The organism is Myxococcus sp. MxC21-1, assembly GCF_032612255.1.
In the GTDB taxonomy this organism is placed as follows: Bacteria; Myxococcota; Myxococcia; order Myxococcales; family Myxococcaceae; genus Myxococcus; species Myxococcus virescens.
In genome coordinates this window covers 5,083,815-5,104,791 of the sequence record NZ_CP123278.1, presented here as the reverse complement: position 1 = coordinate 5,104,791, position 20,977 = coordinate 5,083,815, and the positions used below count along the sequence as shown (strand labels likewise).

Genomic DNA, 20,977 nt, shown 5'->3' with positions numbered 1-20,977 from the left:
GCTCTGATGTGGTGTGAACCCATTGCTGTGATTGGACTGGGGCTGCGTTTCCCCATGTCGGACTGCCCGCGTACGCTCTGGCAAATGCTGTGTGATGGGATTGATGCAACGGGGGACATTCCGTCCGGGCGCTGGCCTTCGGCCGCGCTCTTCGACGCGGCACCTGACCGCCCCGGGACGATTCGCAACCGCAAGGCCGGACTGATTGAAGGCGTGGAGCTGGCCGACCCCGCGGCGTTCCGGCTGTCGAAGCGGGAGCTGCGGCAGATGGACCCGCAGCACCGCCTCCTCTTCGAGTGTGCATGGCATGCGCTGGAGGACGCGGGCCTGCCCTTCGACGCCGTGCGAGGGAGCCGCACGGGCGTCTTCATGGGCGTCAACTTCAGCGACTTCCAGCGGATGCTGGCGCGGGACTGGTCCGCGCTGGATGGCTATTCCGTCCTGGGAACGACGGCGTCCTTCGCGGCCAACCGGCTCTCCTACGCGTTTGATTTCCGGGGGCCCAGCACCGTGTCGAGCGTGGGGTGTGCCTCCTCGACGGTGGCCCTCCATGAGGCGTGCCGCAGCTTGACGCTGGGCGAGGTGGAGATGGCCCTCGCCGGGGGCGTCGAGCTGATGCTGTCGCCGGACAGCAGCATCATGCTGTCCCAGGCCGGCGTGTTCTCCGACCGGGGGCAGTGCCGAACCCTGGATGCCCAGGCGGACGGCTACGTGCGCGGGGAGGGCGCTGGCGTCGTCGTCCTCAAGCGCCTGTCCAAGGTGGAGCCCGGTGACCGCGTGTACGCGGTGATTCGGGGCAGCGCCGTCAATCACAACGGACGGAACGAGTGGATCATGGCGCCCAGCGCCTCGGCGCAGGCGGACGTCATCCGGCAGGCGTGCTCGCAGGGCGGGGTGGCGCCGGCGAGCATCGACTACATCGAGCTGCATGGTTCGTCGTTCCTCAAGGGCGACGCGGCCGAGGCGGAGGCCATCGGGGAGGCGCTCGGGACGCAGCGGCCGTTGCCCTGCAGGCTCGGCGCCATCAGCAACAACGTGGGTTACCTGGGCGCCGCGGCGGGCATCGCCCAGTTCATCAAGGTGTGCCTGTCGCTGCACCACCGCACGCTGGCGCCGACGATTCACGTGGACGCGCCCAACCCGCTGGTTTCGTTCGACGCGCTCGGGCTGAGCATCCAGACGGAGCTGGAGCCCTGGGCCGCGCGGGAGCCGGGCGTGCCTCTGCGAGCGGGCATCGTGTCCACGTCCCTGGGGGGGCCAACGGCTTCGTGGTCCTGGAGGCGGCTCCGGCCGCGGCGCTGGAGCGGACGCCAGCGCCGGTCCATTTCCTGGCGCTCTCGGCGCTCTCTCAGGACGCGCTCCGTCAGCGGGCGCTCCAGCTTCGGGACTTCCTCGCCGCGACGCCGGACTCGGTGGCGACGCTGGAGGATGTCTGCTTCACGGCGGCGCTCAAGCGTCAGCACCACCGGCACCGTGCTGTGGTGATTGCTGGCGACCGGGCGGGGCTCGTGGCGCTCCTCGATTCGCTTGCGACGCCGAGTGAGACGACGCTCCTGGTTCAGGAGGGCATGCCGCTGGAGCAGGTGGAGGCCGGGCGTGTCTTCGTCGCGGATGGGGTGGTGCCGCCCGAGGTGTTCCCGGTGCGTGCAGGGCGCTGCGTGAGCCTGCCGGTCTACCCCTTCCAGCGTCAGCGCTTGTGGCCCGAGTGGCTTTCACCCGATGAAGTCTGCCGCTCACCCAAGGACGCGCGGCCGGATGCCGCCACCCTGCTTCAGGCCGCCGCGTTGGCCGCTGGGGATGCTTCCCGCGTTCCCGATGTGCATGGCGAGGCCCAGATGCGGGCGTTCCTGCGTGGGCACCTCGCGGACGTGCTGGAGGTCGAGCCCGCGACGCTCGATGTGCAGGGGCGGACCTTCTTCGAACTGGGCCTGAACTCCATTGGGGCCACGTTTTTGAAGGAGCGCATCTCGCGGGCGCTCGAGCTCCCGCTGTCGACGACGCTCTTCTTCGAGCTGCCCCGGCTGGAGTCGCTGGCGAAGCGGCTGCTGTCCCTGCTGGAGGCGCGGCGTGGCCGCCTGCCGTCGAACCCGGGCGACGTGAGCACGCCCGAGCAGGAGGAGCAGGGCCTGATGGAGCGCATTGCCGGGCTGTCCGAGGACGAAGCGCGCGAGCAGATCGCCCGGACGCTGGCGGAACTCAGCCTCGAGGTCGCGTGATGAACCGCAAGGACGGATTCATGGCGGAGTTGTCGCCACTCCAGCAGGCGTTGCTGACCATCGAGAAGCTGCAGAAGAAGCTGGCCACGGCCTCGAATGGTGAGCGGGAGCCGATTGCCATCATCGGCATGGCCTGCCGCTTTCCAGGGGGCGCCACCAGCCCCGCGAAGTTCCGTGACCTGCTGTGGGGGGCACAAGAGGCGCTGACGGAGATTCCCAGCGACCGACAGGCGCTCCAGGGGCTCTATGACCCGGACCCCTCCAGGCCCGGGAAGTTGTCCATGCGCCGCGCCGGCTTCGTCGACGAGGTGGACCGGTTCGACGCGGAGTTCTTCCACATCTCCCGGCGTGAAGCCGAGGGCATGGACCCGCAGCAGCGCTTCTTCCTGGAGGTGAGCTGGGAGGCCCTGGAGGACGCTGGCATTCCCCCGCACCTGCTCAAGGGGACGCGGACCGGTGTCTTCGCGGGCGTCCACGCGAAGGACTACGCGTTCGTCACGGGGGGCGGGCTGGAGAAGGTGAGCGCCCACTACTCCACGGGTGTGGACGCCAGCTATGTCCCGGGCCGGCTGTCGTACCTCCTCGGGCTCGAAGGGCCGAGCATGGCGGTGGACACCGCGTGCTCGTCCTCTTTGTCCGCCGTGCACCTGGCGTGTCAGAGCCTGCGGACGGAGGAGTCGACGCTCGCCATCGCCGGAGGCGTGAAGCTCATCCTGGCGCCGCAACTCAGCGTGTTCCTGTCCAAGGCGGGAGCCCTCTCCCCCAGCGGCCATTGCCGCACGTTCGACCGGGACGCGGACGGCATGGTGCAGGGGGAAGGCTGTGGCGTGGTCGTCCTGAAGCGGCTGCGGGACGCCGTCCGGGATGGCGACCGTATCCTCGCGACCTTGCGTGGCACAGGCATGAACCACGACGGCGCGAGCGGTGGTCTCACGGTGCCGAACGTCGGGGCGCAGGAAGCGCTGTACCGGCGCGTGTTGCAGCGCGCGGGCATCGAGCCCGGCCAGGTGGACTACCTGGAAGCGCACGGGACGGGAACGCGGCTGGGAGATCCCATCGAGCTGGACGGCGTGTCGCGCGTCTATGGCGCATCGCGGACGCCGGAGCGCCCGCTGTGGATTGGCTCCGTCAAGCCGAACATCGGTCACACGGAAGCCGCGGCCGGCATCGCGGGACTCATCAAGGCCGTCCTGGTGCTCCAGGCGGGCGAGGTGCCTCCCTCCATCAACTTCGAGCACCCGACCCCGGAGTTCACGTGGGAGGGCTCAGGGCTCGCGGTGCCTCGAGCGCGCACGGCCCTGGCGGAGAAGGACGGCCCTCATCGCGTCGCCGTGAGCTCGTTTGGGATGAGCGGTGTGAACGCGCACGCGCTCGTCGAGGCGTACGCGGAGGCCGCCCATGCCGCCGCGGACGCCGGGCCGTATGTGTTGCCCCTCTCCGCGCGCTCGGAGCCCGCGTTGCGCACCCTGGCGGCGTCATGGCTCCGGTACGTGTCGGAGGCCGGTCCTGGAGCGCGGCTCCAGGATGCGTGCTTCATGGCGGGCGCTGGACGCTCACACCATGCGCACCGTGCGGCGCTCGTGGCGACGACGCCCGAGGCGCTTCGAGCGGCCCTTCACGCTGTCACGGAGGGACGCGATGCGCCGGGTGTCACTCGAGGTTCAGGCGAGGGTGAGCCCGTCTTCCTCTTCGGTGGCACCGAGCCCGAGGCCAACCGGTTGTTGCGTGAGCTGCTGGGCCGGGATGTCTTCCGAGCCCACGCGGAGAAGGTGGATGCGGTTCTCCGGCAGGTGGCAGGTGGGTCCGTCATCGAACAGGTGGCGGGAGCGCAGGCGGGCGAAGGACACCCGGCGGGCGCGCTCCTCGTGCTCCAGCTCGCGTTGGCGGAGCTCTGGCGCGCGTGCGGTCTGACCCCCGCCGCTGTTTCCGGCTTCGGCGTGGGAGCGCTCTCCGCGGGAGTGGTCGCGGGCGCACTCAGCGTGGAAGACGCCGTGCGGCTCGCCTTGCAGTTGGCCCCAGCGCAGCCCGTGCGTCCTCAACCCGTGAAGTGCCCGTTCTTCTCCACCGTCGATGACGCCTGGATCGAAGCGGGCGCCACGGTGCCGGGCGCGTACTGGGAGCGGCAGCGCGCTGCGGTGAGCGACGTGACGTCGTCCGTGGCGCACCTGGGTGCGCGGAACGCCTCGGCTTTCATCCAGGTCTCTTGTGAGGCTTCCGTTGGGGAGGCGTTGGAGGCCGCTGCACGAAGCCGGGGAAGCAAGGCCATCATCCTGCGTGCCAGCAGGCCCGGTGATGATGCCTGGGCGGGTGTCCTGGGCGTCATCGCGGGTGGGTACTCCTCGGGAGGTTCCATTCGTTTCGAGGGGCTCTTCACGGGGGCGCGCAAGACGGTGGTTCCGACGTACCCGTGGCAGGGTGAGCGCTACTGGTGGGACGGAACCGTCGCTCCAGCGCCGAGGAGCGTGCAGCCCGTCCGGGATGCATCCCCCCGGGGCCTCTTCTGCGAACTCACGTGGCATGCGCGCGCGGTGGGGCAGGGGCCCGTGGACGCGGAGGGACGCTGGCTCATCGTGAGCACGCAGCCGGCTGCCTCGGAGTCGCTTCGGCACGCGCTTTCCACCGCCGGAGGCACGGTGCGCGTGGCCATCGTGGGCTCCGAGCTGGCGTCGGTGCTGCGGGAGTGGCTGTCCGAGAGCCCGGCGCCCCGAGGCGTCATCTACCTGTCGGGCTCGGAGCACCCCGAATCACTGGAAGGGCTGCACACATCGGTTCAGCGAGAGGTCCACGCGGCGGCGTCGCTCGTGCAGACCCTGGCGCGGCAGTCGGTGCCTACGCTGCCTCGGTTGTTCCTCGTCACCCAGGGCTCGCAAGCCGCTGGCGGAGCGGCTGGTCCCACGGCGATTGCTGGCGCGCCGCTGTGGGGCCTGGGACGGGTTGTCGCCTACGAGCACCCGGAGCTTGCCTGCAAGCGCATCGACATCGAACCCGCGGCCTTCGGGGCGCTGGTGACGGAGCTGGCGCGCAAGGTCCCTGCTGCCGCTGACGACGACGAGGTCGTGCTGCGCGGCGAGCAGCGGCTGGTGCCCTCGCTCACGCAGACCCAGACGATTCCGGAAGGCGCGGGAGCGTTTCGTCCCCGGCAAGACCGCACGTATCTGATTACGGGCGGGCTCGGTGGAATCGGACTGCGGCTCGCCTCTTGGCTGGTGGAGCGCGGCGCGCGGCACCTTGCCCTCTGTGGAAGAAAAGGAGAGACCGACGAGGCCCGGCAGGCCCTGGCGCCGCTGCGTGCGGCGGGCGCGCGGGTGGAGACCTTCCGCGTCGATGTGAGCCGCCCGGAGTCGGTGGCGGAGATGCTGGCCGCCGTCCGCCGAGGCGGAGCGCCGCTGGGGGGCATCTTCCACAGCGCGGGTGTGCTGGCGGACAGCTCGTTGTTGCAGTGGGAGCCCCAGGACTTCGAGACGGTCATGGGCCCCAAGGTCGACGGTGCCTGGAACCTCCATGCGCTGGCCACCGACACCACCCTCGAGCACTTCGTCCTGTTCTCCTCGACGGCGTCGCTGATGGGCTCGCCGGGGCAGGCCAGCTACGCCGCGGCCAACGCGTTCCTCGATGCGCTGGCGCACTTCCGTTGCGCACGGGGCCTGCCGGCCATCAGCCTCAACTGGGGGAGCTGGGGCGAGGTCGGCATGGCCGTCGCGGATGCCCGGCGTGGCGACCGGCTGGCGGAGCGGGGCATGTCGCCCATGTCCGTGGATGAAGCCCTGGCGGCCATGGCGCTGGTGCTCGCGGAGAACCGCGTCACCCGGGGCATCGCGCGCTTCGATGTGGCGCGATGGACTGCCAGCCATCCCTCCATCGTGGCTTCGTCGCTGTTCCGGCCCACGTCCGTCACCGATGACGTACCTGACGTCGTGGTGGCGCCGCGCAAGCTGCGCGAGGTGTTGCTCGCGCTGGAAGGCTCCGCGCGCCGCAGCGTCCTGGAGGCGCGTCTCAAGGAGATGATCAGCGAGGTCGGGAAGATTCCGACGGCGAAGCTCTCGTCCACGGACTCGTTCGACGCGCTGGGGTTCGACTCCATCATGGCGCTCGAGTTGCGGGACATGGTGCTGGGCGAACTCGACGTGAGCATGCCTCTCAAGAGTTTCGTCGATGAAAGTTCCATTGAGCAGGTGACGGCTGAGCTTCTCGAAAAGCTCGCTGTGGCCAGTGTGCTCGGCGCTGCCTCCTCGGAGCGCAATGATTCGAAGCGGGTCCTGCTATGACATTGAATGAGCTTCTTCAGGCCCTCGCTGGGCACGGCATCAAGCTGTCGGTGGAGGGGGACCGCCTCGCGGTCGATTCGCCCACGGGCGAGATTCCGGGAGCGCTGCGCGAGCAGCTCGTGGCGAACAAGGCAGCGCTGCTGACCCTGCTGTCGGAGCAGCGCATGCCTCAGGCGGAGGCGCTGCCGCAAATCACGCCCCGGCCAGAGGAGCGGCACGCGCCGTTCCCGATGACGGAGATCCAGCAGGCCTACAGCGTGGGCCGGCAGGCCGAACTCGAGATGAACGCGGCGATGCACGCGTACAACGAGATTGACTGCCACGCGCTCGACCTGGCCCGCTTCGAGGACGCCTGGAACCTGCTCATCGCCCGCCACGAGATGCTTCGGGTGGTGGCGCTCCCGGGCTTCCAGCAGCGCATCCTCCCCGACGTGCCGCGCTACGTCCTGCCCGTGGAGGACCTGCGCGGACGCGAACAGGAAGAGACGGAGGCTCGCTTCCAGGCCATCCGTGAGCGGCTGTCGCAGCAGGTGCTGGCGCTCGACCAGTGGCCGTTGTTCGAGCTCCGCGTGTGCCAGCTCGATGGGGGCCGCTCGCGCCTCTTCATGAGCATCGATGGGACCTTCATCGATGGTTACAGCTTCCAGATTCTCTACCGGGAGCTCGTCCACCTCTACAAACACCTGGGCGGGGCGCCCGCGCTTCCCCAACTGGACCTGTCCTTCCGGGACTACGCGCTGGCGGTGCAGCATGCGCGCGGTGCTCGTTACGCGCGTTCGCTCGAGTACTGGCGCTCCCGCCTCCCGACTCTCCCGCCCGCTCCGGACCTCCCGCTGGACAAGGACCCGGGTTCGCTCCGGCGTCCTCGTTTCGGGCGCGTGTTCGAACGGCTGGGGCCGGATATCTGGCAGCCGCTCAAGCAGCGAGCCCGCGCGCGCAAGCTGACGGAGCCGGAGCTGCTGCTGGCGGCGTACGCGGAGGTCATGGCGCGCTGGAGCCGCAGCCCTCGCTTCACGCTCAACGTTCCGCACTTCAACCGGCTGCCCCTTCATCCCCAGGTCAACGAGATTGTCGGAACCTTCGCCAGTTTCACGCTGATCGAGGTGGACCACCGGCCGGAGCGGACGTTCACGGAGCGGGCCCTTGCCATCCGGGACCAGCTCTTCCTGGCGCTGGAGCACCGTGAGGTCAGCGGCGTCGAGCTGCTGCGGGAGCTGTTCAGGGCCCAGGGCCGTATCGCGGGCGCCATCATGCCGGTGGTGATGACGAGCTTCGCGTCTCACTCCAAGAGCAAGGACTCGCACTGGGTCGACTTCCTGGCGGAGGAGTTCGGCGAGCTCATCGAAGCGCTGACGCAGACGCCCCAGGTGTGGATCGACCTGCAGATTGTCTACCAGCGGGGCGGCGTCTTCCTGAACTGGGACGTGGCGGAGGAGCTGTTCCCGCCCGGCATGATTGAAGACATGTTCTCCAGCTTCTGCGCCCTGCTACGGCGCCTGGCGGAGGACGACGCGGCGTGGGACCAGCAGGGGCTGGACACCCGTCCGGTCCGGCAGGTGGAGCTGCTGGCCCGCGTCAACGACACGGCGCGTCCGCGGAGCGGGGAGCTGCTCCACACGGGCTTCTACCGCCACGCCGCGGCGCGCCCGGACGCCCTGGCGCTGGCCTCGTCGAGCGTCAGCCTGAGCTATGGCGAGCTCGCCCGGCGCTCCAGCCGGCTCGGACATGCGCTGCGCGAGCGTGGCGCCGCGCCCAACCGCATCGTCGCGATTGTGATGGAGAAGGGGTGGGAGCAGGTCGTGGCCGCGCTGGGGGTTCTCAGCTCGGGAGCGGCGTACCTGCCCATCGACGCGGGGCTGCCGCACGAGCGGCGCGTCTACATGATGCGGAACGGCGGCGCCGAGCTGGCGGTGACGCAGCCGAAGTTCGCCCAGGAGTCCTGGCCCGAAGGGGTGCAGGTGCTGGTCGTCACGCCGGACGCCTTCAGTGAGTACAGCGAGGCGCCACTGGCGCCCGTGCAGAAGCCCGAGGACCTGGCGCACATCCTCTACACCTCCGGCTCCACGGGCCAGCCCAACGGGGCCATGCTCACCCACGCCGGGATGGTCAACGGAGTGGAGTGGACGAACCGGAAGTTCGGCGTCGGGCCGGATGACCGCGTCATCGCGCTCAGCGCGCTCCACCACGACTTCTCCGTCTACGACATCTTCGGAACCCTGAGTGCGGGCGCGGCCCTGGTCATGCCGGACGCCTCCTCGCGCAGGGACCCCTCCCATTGGGCCGAGCTGATGTCCCGTCATGGCGTCTCCATCTGGAGCACCGTGCCGGCGATGATGGAGATGCTGCTGACGTATCTCGAAGGCAGCAACGCCCGGCTGACCTGCCCGCTGCGTCTGGTGATGCTCGGCGGAGATTGGCTCCCCGTTACCATGCCCGCGCGGCTGCGGGCGAAGTTCGGCGACGTGAAGCTGATGAGCGTCGGCGGCCCGACGGAGACGTCCCTGTGGAACATCTCCCATCCGGTCGTCGAAGCCGACGAGCGGCGCCGCAGCATCCCGTACGGAAAGCCCATCTCGAACACGAAGTACTACGTGCTGGACGAGCACCTGGACGAGCGCCCCATCTGGGTGCCCGGCGAGCTGTGCTGCGCGGGCGTGGGTGTGGCGCTGGGCTACGTGGGCGCGGGAGCGGGCTCGAAGAAGTTCACCGTGCATCCACGAACGGGCGAGCGCCTCTACCGCACCGGCGACCTCGGGCGGTACCTGCCGGATGGCACCATCGAGTTCCTCGGCCGCGTCGACTTCCAGCTCTCCATCCGTGGACAGCGCATCGAGCCGGGTGAAATCGAGGCCGCGTTGCTCCAGGAGCCGAGCATCAGCGCGGCGGTGGTCGGGGCGGTCGGCGAGCACCACGAGAAGCGCCTGGTCGCCTACGTCGTCGCCTCGGACACGAAGCGCGGTGTGGATACCCGGCACGTCCGCGAGTTCCTGTCGCGCAAGCTGCCCGAACACCTGGTCCCAGCGACCTATGTCGTGCTGGAGGCGCTGCCGCTGACCCGCAACGCCAAGGTGGACCGCAAGGCGCTGCCTCATCCGGACCACGTCGCCCGGCCCACGCAGCGCGAGGAGAGCAAGCCCGCCGTCGCCGCCCGTCCAGGCCGTGAGGCCCAGGCGCTTCAGCAGTCCATCGCGAAGGCCGTGGCGGAGGTGCTGGGGGTTCCAGAGGTCCACCCGGACCGGAACTTCTTCGAGCTGGGCGCCAACTCGGTGCACCTCATCAAGCTCCACCTCGAGCTCAAGGAGAAGTTGGGGCTGTCGGTTCCCGTCACGGACCTGTTCGGCAGGCCCACCGTCAAGGTGCTCGCGGCCGTGCTCGCGGCGGCGGGCGGAGAGGCGAAGCCCGAGGTGGCGCTCGCGCCGCGCGAGGAGACGCCGCGGACGGAGGATGCGCGGGACATCGCCATCATCGGCATGAGCTGCCGCTTCCCCGGGGCGTCGACGCCCGAGCAGTTCTGGCAGAACCTGATGCAGGGCGTGGAGTCGGTGGGCACCTTCACCGATGACGAGCTGCTGGCCGCGGGTGTCAGTCCGGAGGCGTTCCGGAATCCCGGGTACGTCCGCTCGTCGGCGGTGATGGAGGACTTCGACGCCTTCGACGCGGAGTTCTTCTCGCTGACGCCCCGCGAGGCGCGTGCGTTGGACCCGCAGCAGCGGGTGTTCCTGGAGTGCGCCTGGGAGGCGCTGGAGCACGCGGGCTATCCGCCGTCGGGACGCAACGGGCTCGTCGGTGTGTATGCCGGGAAGAGCGTCAGCCACTATCGCTATCCCTACCCGGACCTGACGCGCCCCATCGGCTTCTTTCAGGACCTGATGGCCCAGGACAAGGACTTCCTGGCCACGCAGGTGTCCTACAAGCTCGACCTGCGCGGGCCCAGCATCAACGTCCAGACGGCGTGCTCCACGTCCCTGGTCGCGGTGTCCGAGGCATGCGCGGCGCTGAACGAGGGCAGCTGCGACCTGGCGCTCGCGGGCGGCGTGGCCATCAAGGTCCCCCACCGCGTGGGCTACTTGTACGAGGAAGGCAGCGTCTTCTCGCGCGACGGCCACTGCCGTCCCTTCGACGCCGGGGCCAACGGGACCATCCCGGGAAGCGGCGCTGGCATCGTGGTCCTCAAGCGCCTGAGCCAGGCACTGGCGGATGGGGACCGGGTGCTCGCCGTCATCAAGGGCTCCGCCATCAACAACGACGGGCACCGCAAGGTGGGCTTCATGGCGCCCGGTGTCGAGGGCCAGACGGACGTGGTGCGCCGTGCGCATCAGCACGCGAAGGTGGACCCGCGGTCCATCTCCTATGTCGAAGCCCATGGCACCGGAACGGCCATTGGCGACCCCATCGAAGTCTCCGCGCTGACGGAGGCGTTTGGGGGACAGGTCCAGACGCAGTCGTGCGGCCTGGGCTCGGTGAAGGGCAACATCGGCCACCTCGACAGCGCGGCGGGCATCGCTGGGCTCATCAAGGTCGTGCTCGCGCTTCAGCACCGCACCTTGCCGCCCACGCTCCACTATCAGTCGCCGAACCCGCGGCTGGAGCTCCACAAGACGCCCTTCTATGTGGTGGACAAGGCCCGGCCGTGGACCGCGACGCAGGGTGTCCTGCGGGCGGGGCTCAGTTCGTTCGGCATCGGCGGCACCAACGTCCATGTGGTCGTCGAAGAGGCGCCGCCGCAGGCGACGCCAGCGCAGGACGTGCAGCAGTTGGACCGCTCGCGGCACCTCCTGGCGCTCTCGGCGCGGAGCCCGGAGGCGCTGCGGCAGCTCGCGGGCCGCTACCGGGCGGCGCTCGAAGCACCGGGCGCATCGCTCGCGAACGTGTGCTTCTCCGCGAACACCGGGCGTGTCGCCTTCGACCACCGGCTCGCGGTGGTGGGGGCGGACGCCGCGCAGGTGGCCGCCGTCCTGGGCGCGGCGGAGCGGAAGGACGAGCACCCGGGAGTCATCCAGGGAGAGGCCGACACGAAGCAGGCGGTGAAGGTCGCGTTCCTGTTCTCCGGTCAGGGCTCGCAGTACGTCGGAGCCGCGCGCGAGCTGTACCAGACGCATCCGGGCTTCCGCCGGCGCATCGACTCGTTCGACCAGATGCTCCGTGAGTATTGGGACCGTTCGCTGATCTCCGTCCTCTATGCGGAGCCGGGGACGCCATCGCCCATCGACCAGCTCGACTACGCCCAGCCGGTGGTCTTCGTGTTGGAGTACGCGCTGGCCGAGCTGTGGATGTCGTGGGGAATCCAGCCGGACGTATTGCTGGGACACAGCACGGGCGAGCTGGCGGCGGCCTGCATCGCGGGCGTGTTCAGCGTGGAGGATGGCCTGAAGCTGGCCGTTCACCGCGGACGGTTGATTCAGCAGCTTCCGGAGGGCAGCAACATCGCGGTCTCCGCCGCGGAGCCGGAGCTGCGCCAGTTCCTCGCCCAGGGCGGTTGGGCCAGCTCCATCGCGGCCGTCAACGGGCCGGACAACGTCGTCATCTCCGGCATCCCCGCGGAGATTGTGGAGATAGGCCGGGCGCTGGACGCGAAGGGCTACAAGGTCAAGCGGCTGAACATCCCGCGCGCGGCTCACTCGGTGATGATGGAGGCCATCCTCCCGGAGTTCCGGGCCATCGCCGCGTCGCTGCGTTATTCGCCGCCGTCGATTCCGATGGTCTCCGGGATGACCGGCGAGCTCATCACGGACGGGCTCTGCACGCCGGACTACTGGTGCAGCCAGCTTCGCAACCCGGTGCAGTTCGGCCGGGGCGTGGAGGCGCTGTACCGCGACGGCATGCGCGTCTTCGTCGAGGTCGGCCCGAAGGCGACCCTGCTTGGCATGGCGGCGCGCTCGGTGCCCGAGGGCGCGGGCACCGGCTGCCGAGCCTGCGCGCCGATGACGGCGGCTGGCGGCAGATGCTGGAGAGCCTGGCGGCGCTGTACGTGCGCGGCGTTCCGGTGGACTGGGCGGCCGTGGATGCCGGCTACCCACGGCGCAAGGTGGAAGTCCCGACGTATGCCTTCCAGCGTCAGCGCTACTGGGAGGAGGGGGCGGGCCTCCAGCGTCCCAACGGGCGAAGCGTTTCCCGCGCCGAGCACCCGCTGATTGGCGAGCGCGTGCCCCTGGCCGTCCTGGAGGCCGGCGAGCTGCTGTTCGAGGCCACGCTGGGGCCTGCCTCGCAGGCGTTCCTGGGCCAGCACCGCGTCTTCGGAACGCCCACACTGCCTGCGACGGGCTACGTCGAGATGGCATTGGCCGCCGGAACCCGGCTGTTGGGCACGACCGCGCTGGAGTTGACGGACCTGGCCATCCTCAACGCGATGACCTTCCCGAAGGATGCCGAGCGGAAGGTGCAGTGCGCCGTGCGCCGCGACGGAGAGGGCAGGGCCGCTGTGCGCATCTTCAGCCGGATGGGTGAGGGCTCGGAGGGCGCGTGGAGCCTTCATGCGACGGGCACGCTCGCCGTCCTCGGTGATGATGCATCGGCCACCGAGGCGCACGACCTCGACAGCGTGTTGAAGGACCTGCAGACCCCGCTTCCCGTCGAGGACTACTACCAGCGAGCACGGAACGCGGGCGTCGACTTCGGGCCGGAGTTCCAGGGCATCACCGAGCTGCGCCGGGAAGGCGAGCAGGTCCTGGCGCGCATCGAGCGCCCGGCGGGCCTCGGAAGCGGCGGTGGCTACCTCGCGCATCCCGCCCTGATGGATGCCTGCCTTCAGGTGGTGGGCGGCGCCTATCCGGACATGGATGGCACCGAGCTGTACGTGCCGGTGCACATCGAGCGCCTTCACGTGCTGGGCAGCATCGAAGACGGCGTGTGGAGCCATGCCGTGGTGCGGCCGGTGGACGAGGCTGGGAAGCGGTTGCGCGCGGATGTCCGCATCTTCGGAAGAGATGGCGCGCTGCGCGCCTGGGTGCGCGGCCTGGAGCTTCAGCGCACGAGCCAGGAGGCGCTGCGTGCCGCGCTCTCCACCTCGCTGGATGAGTGGCTCTACGAGCGGCGGTGGGAGCCGCTCGCATTGGAGGGACTCGTCCGGAGACGCTGGTGCCCGCGAGCGGCGCGTGCCTGATTCTCTCGGAGCGCGACGGCACGGGGCAGCAGCTCGCACAGGTGCTGACGCGCGATGGCCGCGCTTGCTTCGTCGCCATCCGTGGCACGGAGCCGCGCCGTATCGATGAGACCACCTTCGAGGTCCCCGACGCGCCCGACGCGCTCATGGAGGCCTTGCGAGAGCTGCCACTTCCGGCGGCACTGTCCGACGTCATCCTGATGTGGGGCTCTCAGGCCGCGGAAGCGGAGACGCTGGATGCGGATGCGCTGGGGCAGGCGGCTCGGGTGACGGGGGGTGGCGCGCTGGGCGTGCTCCAGTTCCTGCTGGACCGTGGGTACTCCGGAACGGTGTGGCTGGTGTCGCGCGGCGCGCAGCCCGTGAAGCCGGGCGTTCCGTTGCCCGGGCTCGCCCAGTCGTTGCTGTGGGGCATGGCGCGGCCTCTGGGCATCGAGGCGTCGGAGTTGGACTGCCGGTGTGTCGACCTCGATGCCCAGGGCGAATCGAGCGCCCAGGTGGAGCTGCTCGCGCAGGAGATTCGCCGCCGCGCGGAGGTGGCGGAGGACCAGGTGGCCTATCGCGATGGCCGCTACGTCGCGCGACTCCGGAGGGCCGAGTCACGGAAGCTCGTCGAAGCGTCCGCGGAGCGCGTCGAAGCCTTTCGGCCGGACCGCACCTACCTCGTGGCGGGCGGGCTCGGACGTCTGGGCTTGCTGACGGCGGAGTTGCTGGCGAGCCGGGGGCACGCAACCTGGTGCTGACAGGCCGGGGGGCTCCGGGGCCGCAGGCGGTGGAACGCCTGGAGCACCTGCGCCAGCAGGGTGTCCGTGTCGAGTACCGGCAGGTCGACATCGCGGAGGCGGAGCCGCTGGCCGCGCTGCTGAACGAGGTGACGCGGGACATGGCCCCTCTGGGGGGCGTGTTCCACTCGGCCGGCGTGCTGGATGACGGCGTGCTGCGGCAGCAGCGCTGGGAGCGCTTCGAGACCGTGCTGCGGCCGAAGTTGCGTGGCGCCTGGAACCTGCATCGCCTGACCGCGGGCCTGCCGCTGGACTACTTCGTGATGTTCTCCTCCGTTGCATCGCTCGTCGGCTCGGCGGGACAGTCGAATCACTGCGCGGCGAACGCCTTCGAGGATGCGCTGGCGCACCACCGCCGTGCCCTGGGGCTGCCTGCCCTGAGCATCAACTGGGGCATCTGGGCCGGTGACGCGGGCGCCCAGGTGTCGGTGAGTGAGGAGGCTCGGACGCCGGGCTTCGGCGTCATTCCGAAGGCGCAGGGCCTGCGCGCCCTGGAGCTGCTCCTCACGTCGCGCGTTCCGCAGGTCGGCGTGGCCGCCATCGACTGGGCTGTCTTCGGAAGTGGCCGGTCCACGCCCTACGTCGCGGAGTTGCGCGAGCGGGCAGGGGGCGAGCGCACGGAGGAGCGCGCGTCGTTCCTGGACACGCTCACGGCGGCGCCCACCGAGATGCGCCGGCAGTTGCTGATGGACTACGTGCGCGAGCAAGTGGCGTGGATGCGAGGCGCGGGCTCCAGCGAGTCCATCGACCCGGCGCGTGGGTTCCACGAGCTGGGCATCGACTCGCTGGCGGCGCTCCAGCTCAAGAACCGGCTTCAGAGCGGGCTCGGCGTTTCGCTGCCGGCGACGCTCGTCTTCAACTACCCGACGGCAGAGAAGCTCGCGACGCAGCTCATGGACGCGTTCATCCCCCTGGAGTTCACGGAGGAAGCGCGCGTCACGTCGAAGTCAGACGCCCCGGTCGAGAGCCCGTTGGAAGGGCTGGCTGAAGCGAACCTCGCGCACCTGCTCTCCGAGCAGCTGTCGAAGATGAACTAGGGACGGATCGATGTCAGCGCAAGGAAGCGATACGAGCTACGGCGAGCTGATGAAGCGCGCACTCCTGAAGTTGCAGGAGACGCAGTCGAAGCTCGATGCCCATGAGCAGGAAAAGCACGGGGCCATTGCCATTGTCGGTATCGGCTGCCGTTTCCCGGGGGGCGTTACCAGCCCTGGCGAATACTGGCGCCTGCTCTCCGAGGGCGTGGACGCCGTCACCGAGATTCCATCCGACCGGTGGAACGCGGACAGCTTCTTCCACCCCGACCCGGACCATCCCGGTGGCATCTACACGCGCCACGGGAGCTTCCTGAGGGACATCGACCAGTTCGAACCGCGCTTCTTCGGCATCTCCCCGCGTGAGGCGGCGCGGATGGACCCGCAGCACCGGCTGTTGCTGGAGGTCGCCTGGGAGGCCGTGGAGCGTGCCGGCCGGAACCCGACGAGCCTGAGCGGGACGCGGACTGGCGTGTTCGTCGGGCTGATGGGGCAGGACTACACGCAGATTGCCACCCAGTCCCCGGAGCTCATCGACGCCCACACCGGCGCGGGAAATGGCGCGAGCGTCGCCGCGGGACGTCTGTCGTATTCCTTCGGGCTCGAAGGGCCCAGCCTCACGGTCGATACCGCGTGCTCCTCGTCACTGGTCGCGGTGCACCTGGCCATCCGCAGCCTGCGCCAGCGGGAGAGCGACTTCGCGCTGGCGGGCGGGGTGAATCTGGTCCTCTCTCCCGTCGCGACGCTGATTGAGTCGCGCACGCACATGCTGTCGCCCGATGGCCGGTGCAAGACCTTCGACGCCTCGGCGAACGGCATCGGGCGAGGGGAGGGCTGTGGGCTCGTCTTCCTGCGGCGCCTGTCGGACGCGATCGCGGATGGGGACCCCATCGTCGCGGTGATTCGCGGCTCGGCGGTGAACCAGGATGGGCGGACCAGCGGGCTCACGGTACCCAACGGGCTTGCCCAGCAGCGCGTCATCCGGGATGCCCTGCGGGACGGACAGGTGGAGCCCGCGAAGGTGGGCTACGTCGAGGCCCACGGGACGGGGACGTCGCTGGGCGACCCCATCGAGCTGGAGGCCCTCGCGTCTGTCTACTGCGACAGGACGGGACGGCAGCAGCCGCTGATGGCCGGCTCGGTGAAGACGAACATGGGGCACCTCGAAGGTGCGTCCGGTATCGCGGGGTTGATCAAATCCGCGCTGTGCCTGGCGAACGAGGAGGTCCCGCCGCATCTCCACCTGCGCACGCCCACGCCGCATGTGGACTGGAAGCAGTTGTCCATCGAAGTGCCGACCGCGCGCCGTCCGTGGCAGGGGACGGAGTCGCGCTTCGCGGCGGTGAGCTCGTTTGGCTTCTCGGGGACGAACGCGCACGTCGTCCTGGAGTCCGCGCCACGGCCGAAGTCTCCGGTCCGGGATGTGGAACGCCCGCGGCACGTCCTGGCGCTCTCAGCACGCTCGAACGCCAGTCTTCGCAGGCTGGCCGGGTCCATCGCGGAGGCGCTGTCGCTGGGCCCCGCGGAAGGGCTCGCGGATGTCTGCCACACGGCGAACACCGGCCGGAGCGCCATGGAAGAGCGCGCGGCCTTCACGGCTTCGACCTCCGAGGAGCTGTCCGAGGCGCTGCGCGCGTTCAGCCGTGGAACGCCCACCGTCCCCGGGACCTGCGTGGAAGGCCGCCGCGACGCCGAGGCACCGCGCGTCGCGTTCCTCTTCACGGGCCAGGGCTCCCAGTACGCGGGCATGGGCCGGGAGTTGTTCGACACGCAGCCCGAGTTCCGCAGGGAACTCCTGCGCTTCGAGGGCATCCTGAAGCCGCACCTGGAACGGCCGCTCACCGAGGTGCTCTTCCAGGACACGGAAGGGGCGCTGGACGAGACGCGATACACCCAGCCAGCGCTGGTGGCGCTGGAGCTGGCGTTGGCGCACCTGCTGCGAGCGTGGGGACTGCGCGCCGACGCGGTCCTGGGCCACAGCGTGGGCGAGTACGCGGCGGCCATGTTCGCGGGCGTCCTGGAGCCCGAGGTCGGCTTGCCCCTGGTGGCTGAGCGCGCTCGGCTGATGCAGGCGCTGCCCGAGCGCGGCGCGATGCTGGCCGTGTTCGCCGAGCCATCGCGCGTGCTGCCGCTCATCGCTGGGCATCCCCGGGTGACGCTGGCGGCCATCAACGGGCCGCGGAACACCGTCATCTCGGGGGACAGCACGGCCATCGAAACCGTGGTCCAGGCGCTCGTGGAGGCGGGCATCGAGAGCCGGCGACTGAAGGTGTCACACGCGTTCCACTCTCCGCTGATGCAGCCCATGCTGGCGGAGTTCGAGCGGGCCGCGAGCCGCGCCTCCTTCCAGAAGCCGCGCCTTCCCCTCATCTCGAACCTCGACGGACGCGAAGCAGGTGAGGCCATCACCCAGCCGGCCTACTGGTCCCGGCATGTCCTCCAGCCCGTACGCTTCGAGGAGGGCATCCGGACGCTCCTCCAGCGCGGGGTGCGTGTGTTCCTGGAGGTGGGCCCAAAGCCCTCGCTGTCCAACCTCGCGCGGGACGTGGTGGCGGGTGAAGAAGCGCTGTGGCTGGAGACGCTTCACCCGCGTCGCTCCGACTGGGCCGGCCTGCTCCGCGCGATGTCCGAGCTGTATGTGCGCGGCGCCAGGCTGGACTGGGAGCGCTTCGATGCGGGCTATGGGCGGACCCGCAAGGCCCTGCCGACCTATCCCTTCGAGCGGCAGCGGTACTGGCTGGACGTGCCCGCGCCGTGGACGCGCACGTCGCGCCGTGCGTCGACTCACCCGTTGCTGGGGACGCGTCTGGAATCCGCCGCTCTGAAGGAGGGGACGACCGTCTTCTCCAGTGAGCTGTCGGCGGGAACCCTGCCTTTCGTGGCGGACCATCGGGTGTACGGCAAGGCGGTGGTCCCCGCGGCGGCCTACGTGGAGATGCTGGCCTCGGCGGCGGCGCAGGTGCTCGGAACAGAGTCGCTGCGGCTGGAGGACATCTCCCTGCTCCAGCCGCTGGTGCTCCCCGAACAGCAGACGCGGGTCGTCCAGACGTTGCTGGAGGACCAGGGTGAGGCGGGCCTTGCGTGCAAGGTGGTGAGCCGGGGGGACGAGCGCTCGGAGGAGGGCGGGGCGGCGCGCGCGCGGCCTGGGTCACCCATGTGACGTGCCGGGTGTCGGCACTGAGCGCCGTGGCCCCATCGGTGGATCGGGCGGCGTGGGGCCGTGACTGCTCGACGCCTGTCTCCATCGATGAACTCTCCGCCGTCTTCACGCACCACGGGCTCGACTATGGGCCGTCCCTGCGCGTGCTGACGTCGCTGCATCGGGGGACTGGGGCCGCGTTGTCGTTGGGCCAGGTGGAAGACCGGAGCGGGCACTACCGCGTCCACCCGGCGCTCTTCGACGGCTGCTTGCGCACGGCGGCGGCGGTGTCGCAGCTCACAGCGGAAGACGCGCTGCACCTCCCCGTGGCCTTGCAGACGCTGGACCTGTACCGGCCGCTGCCGGAGCGGGTCTGGACGTATGCGGCGCAGCCTCCCCGGGAGGGACAAGAGGGCTTCTCCGCGTCGGACCTGACCCTGTGTGACGACGATGGCGCCGTGGTGGCCGTCGTGTCCGGGTTCTCGGTGCGCAAGGCCGAACGCGATGTGTTGCTGCGTGGGCTCGACAACGACTTCCAGGACTGGCTGTACCGCCTCAACTGGGTGTCGCGTGCCGTCCCGGAGGAAGCCCACTCCGCGAAGCAACATTGGGCCGTCTTCGCCAGCGAGGACGACTTCGCCTCGGACCTGGTGCAGGTGCTCTCGCAGCGTGGCGAGCGCTGCACGTTGGTTCGCAAGGGGGCGTCGTTCAGCAGCACGCCAGAGGGCTTCCGCATCAATCCCGCCAACCCGGAGGACCCTGCGCGGCTGGTCGAGGCGTGGGCGAATCAGCCTCCCACGGGGCTGTTGTACCTCTGGGGCCTCGATGAGGGGGACCAGGCGGGGGACGCGGGCGCCGGCTCGACGCGGCTCAGGAGTCGGGGTGCCTGGGCGCGCTGCGGTTGACGCAGGCCCTGGCGCATGGGCAGGGCGCGTCGCCCCGGCTGGTGCTGGTGACGCGAGGCACGCAAAGCCTGCCCTCCGATACGCACGGCGCCCGCGTCGCGCAGGCGCCGCTGTGGGGCTTCGGACAGGCTGTGGCGACGGAGTTGCCCGAACTGCGGTGCCTCCGCATCGACCTGCCCGCGGAGCCCCGGTCCGAAGACCTGGGCACCTTCGTGCGGGCGCTCGCGTTGCCGGATGGGGAGTCCGGCGCTGCCATTCGTGGCGGCGGTCTCTACACCCCCGGCTCGAGCGGGCCCGTTCACGGTCGGTCGCGGCGAAGAAGGTGTCCATCGTCGCGGAGGCCACCTATCTCGTCGCGGGAGGCCTGGGGGACTCGGTCTGCGTGCCGCCAGCTGGTTGGCGGCGCAGGGCGCGCGGCATCTGGTCCTGATGGGGCGCAGTGCTCCGGCGCCTGAAGCCCGCGCCCAGCTCGATGCGCTCGAGGCCCAGGGCGTGAAGGTGCGGGTCGCACGGGTGGACATCGCGTCTCACGACGCCATGGCGGACCTCTTCGCGAGCCTGCGCGAAGCCCCGCCCGTGCGCGGCATCATCCATTCGGCGGGCGTCCTCCGCGACGGAACGCTCGCCAACCAGACGCCCGAGCAGTTCCGGGAGGTGCTGGCCCCCAAGCTTCAGGGCGCGTGGAACCTCCATGCGCTCAGCCAGGGCATGGCGCTGGATTTCTTCGTCTGCTTCTCGTCCGCCGCATCCCTCATCGGGTCGCCGGGCCAGTCGAACTACGTCGCCGCGAATGCCTTCCTCGATGCGCTGGTCCATCTGCGCCACGCGGAGGGGTTGCCCGCGTTGACGCTCAACTGGGGCTCGTGGGCGGAGACGGGCATGGCGGCGCGGCTGGAGCGGGCAGCCTCCGCGCGGCCGGGGGCGCAGGGCTTCGGCGCCATCCCCGTCCAGCAGGGCTTCAGCGTGCTGGAGCGCCTCATCGGGAGCGCGCAAGTCCAGTGGGGCGTCTTCCCCGTGGACTGGACGCGGCTGGCGGAGCAGCTGCCAGGGCTCGCGCGGCAGGCGCTCGTCCAGGGCTTGCTGGGGAGCGTGCCACAGCGGGTGCAAGCGCCGGCCTTCCGCGCGCAGTTGGACGCGGCGCCGCCGAATCGCAAGGCGGAGCTGCTGCGTCAGCACGTCTCGGGGCAGGTGTCCGCGACGTTGGGCATGCCGGAGTCGGAGCGGCTGTCCGGAAACGAGCGCCTGTTCGAGCTGGGCGTCGATTCGCTGCTGGCCATTGAAATCAAGAACCGGCTCGCGAGCAGTCTCGGGCGAAGCCTGCGTTCGACGCTGATTTTCGACTTCCCCACCGTGAACGGACTCGTCGCGCATCTGGCCGAGGAGCTGGAGCTGGAGCTGGGGACCGAGGTTCAGAAGAAGCAGGAAGCATCGCGGGAGGCGCAGGGCGCGCTCTCCGCGGAGATTCAAGGGCTGTCAGAGCAGGAGCTGACGTCCCTCATCGACCAGGAGCTGGAGAGCGCGCTCACCAGATGAGACTCTG

The 20,977-nt window shown here is 69.9% G+C and carries 1 protein-coding gene and 3 pseudogenes; all 4 read left to right on the top strand.

Annotation, left to right across the window (positions count from 1 at the left end; translation table 11 throughout):
* Positions 1 to 6 precede the first annotated feature (6 nt).
* The 4 genes and pseudogenes from QEG98_RS22695 (at position 7) to QEG98_RS42060 (ending at position 20,970) form a co-directional block, all read left to right on the top strand.
* Positions 7 to 2,216, top strand: a pseudogene (locus tag QEG98_RS22695) (beta-ketoacyl synthase N-terminal-like domain-containing protein).
* Complete coding sequence (locus QEG98_RS22690; RefSeq protein WP_316567942.1) at positions 2,216 to 6,481, top strand: type I polyketide synthase; 4,266 nt, start codon at positions 2,216 to 2,218, stop codon at positions 6,479 to 6,481. Before QEG98_RS22695 ends, QEG98_RS22690 begins: the two are co-directional and overlap by 1 nt.
* Positions 6,478 to 15,396 (top strand): annotated as a pseudogene (locus QEG98_RS22685) (amino acid adenylation domain-containing protein). Before QEG98_RS22690 ends, QEG98_RS22685 begins: the two are co-directional and overlap by 4 nt.
* 10 nt (positions 15,397 to 15,406) lie before the next feature.
* Positions 15,407 to 20,970 (top strand): annotated as a pseudogene (locus QEG98_RS42060) (type I polyketide synthase).
* Positions 20,971 to 20,977: the final 7 nt, after the last annotated feature.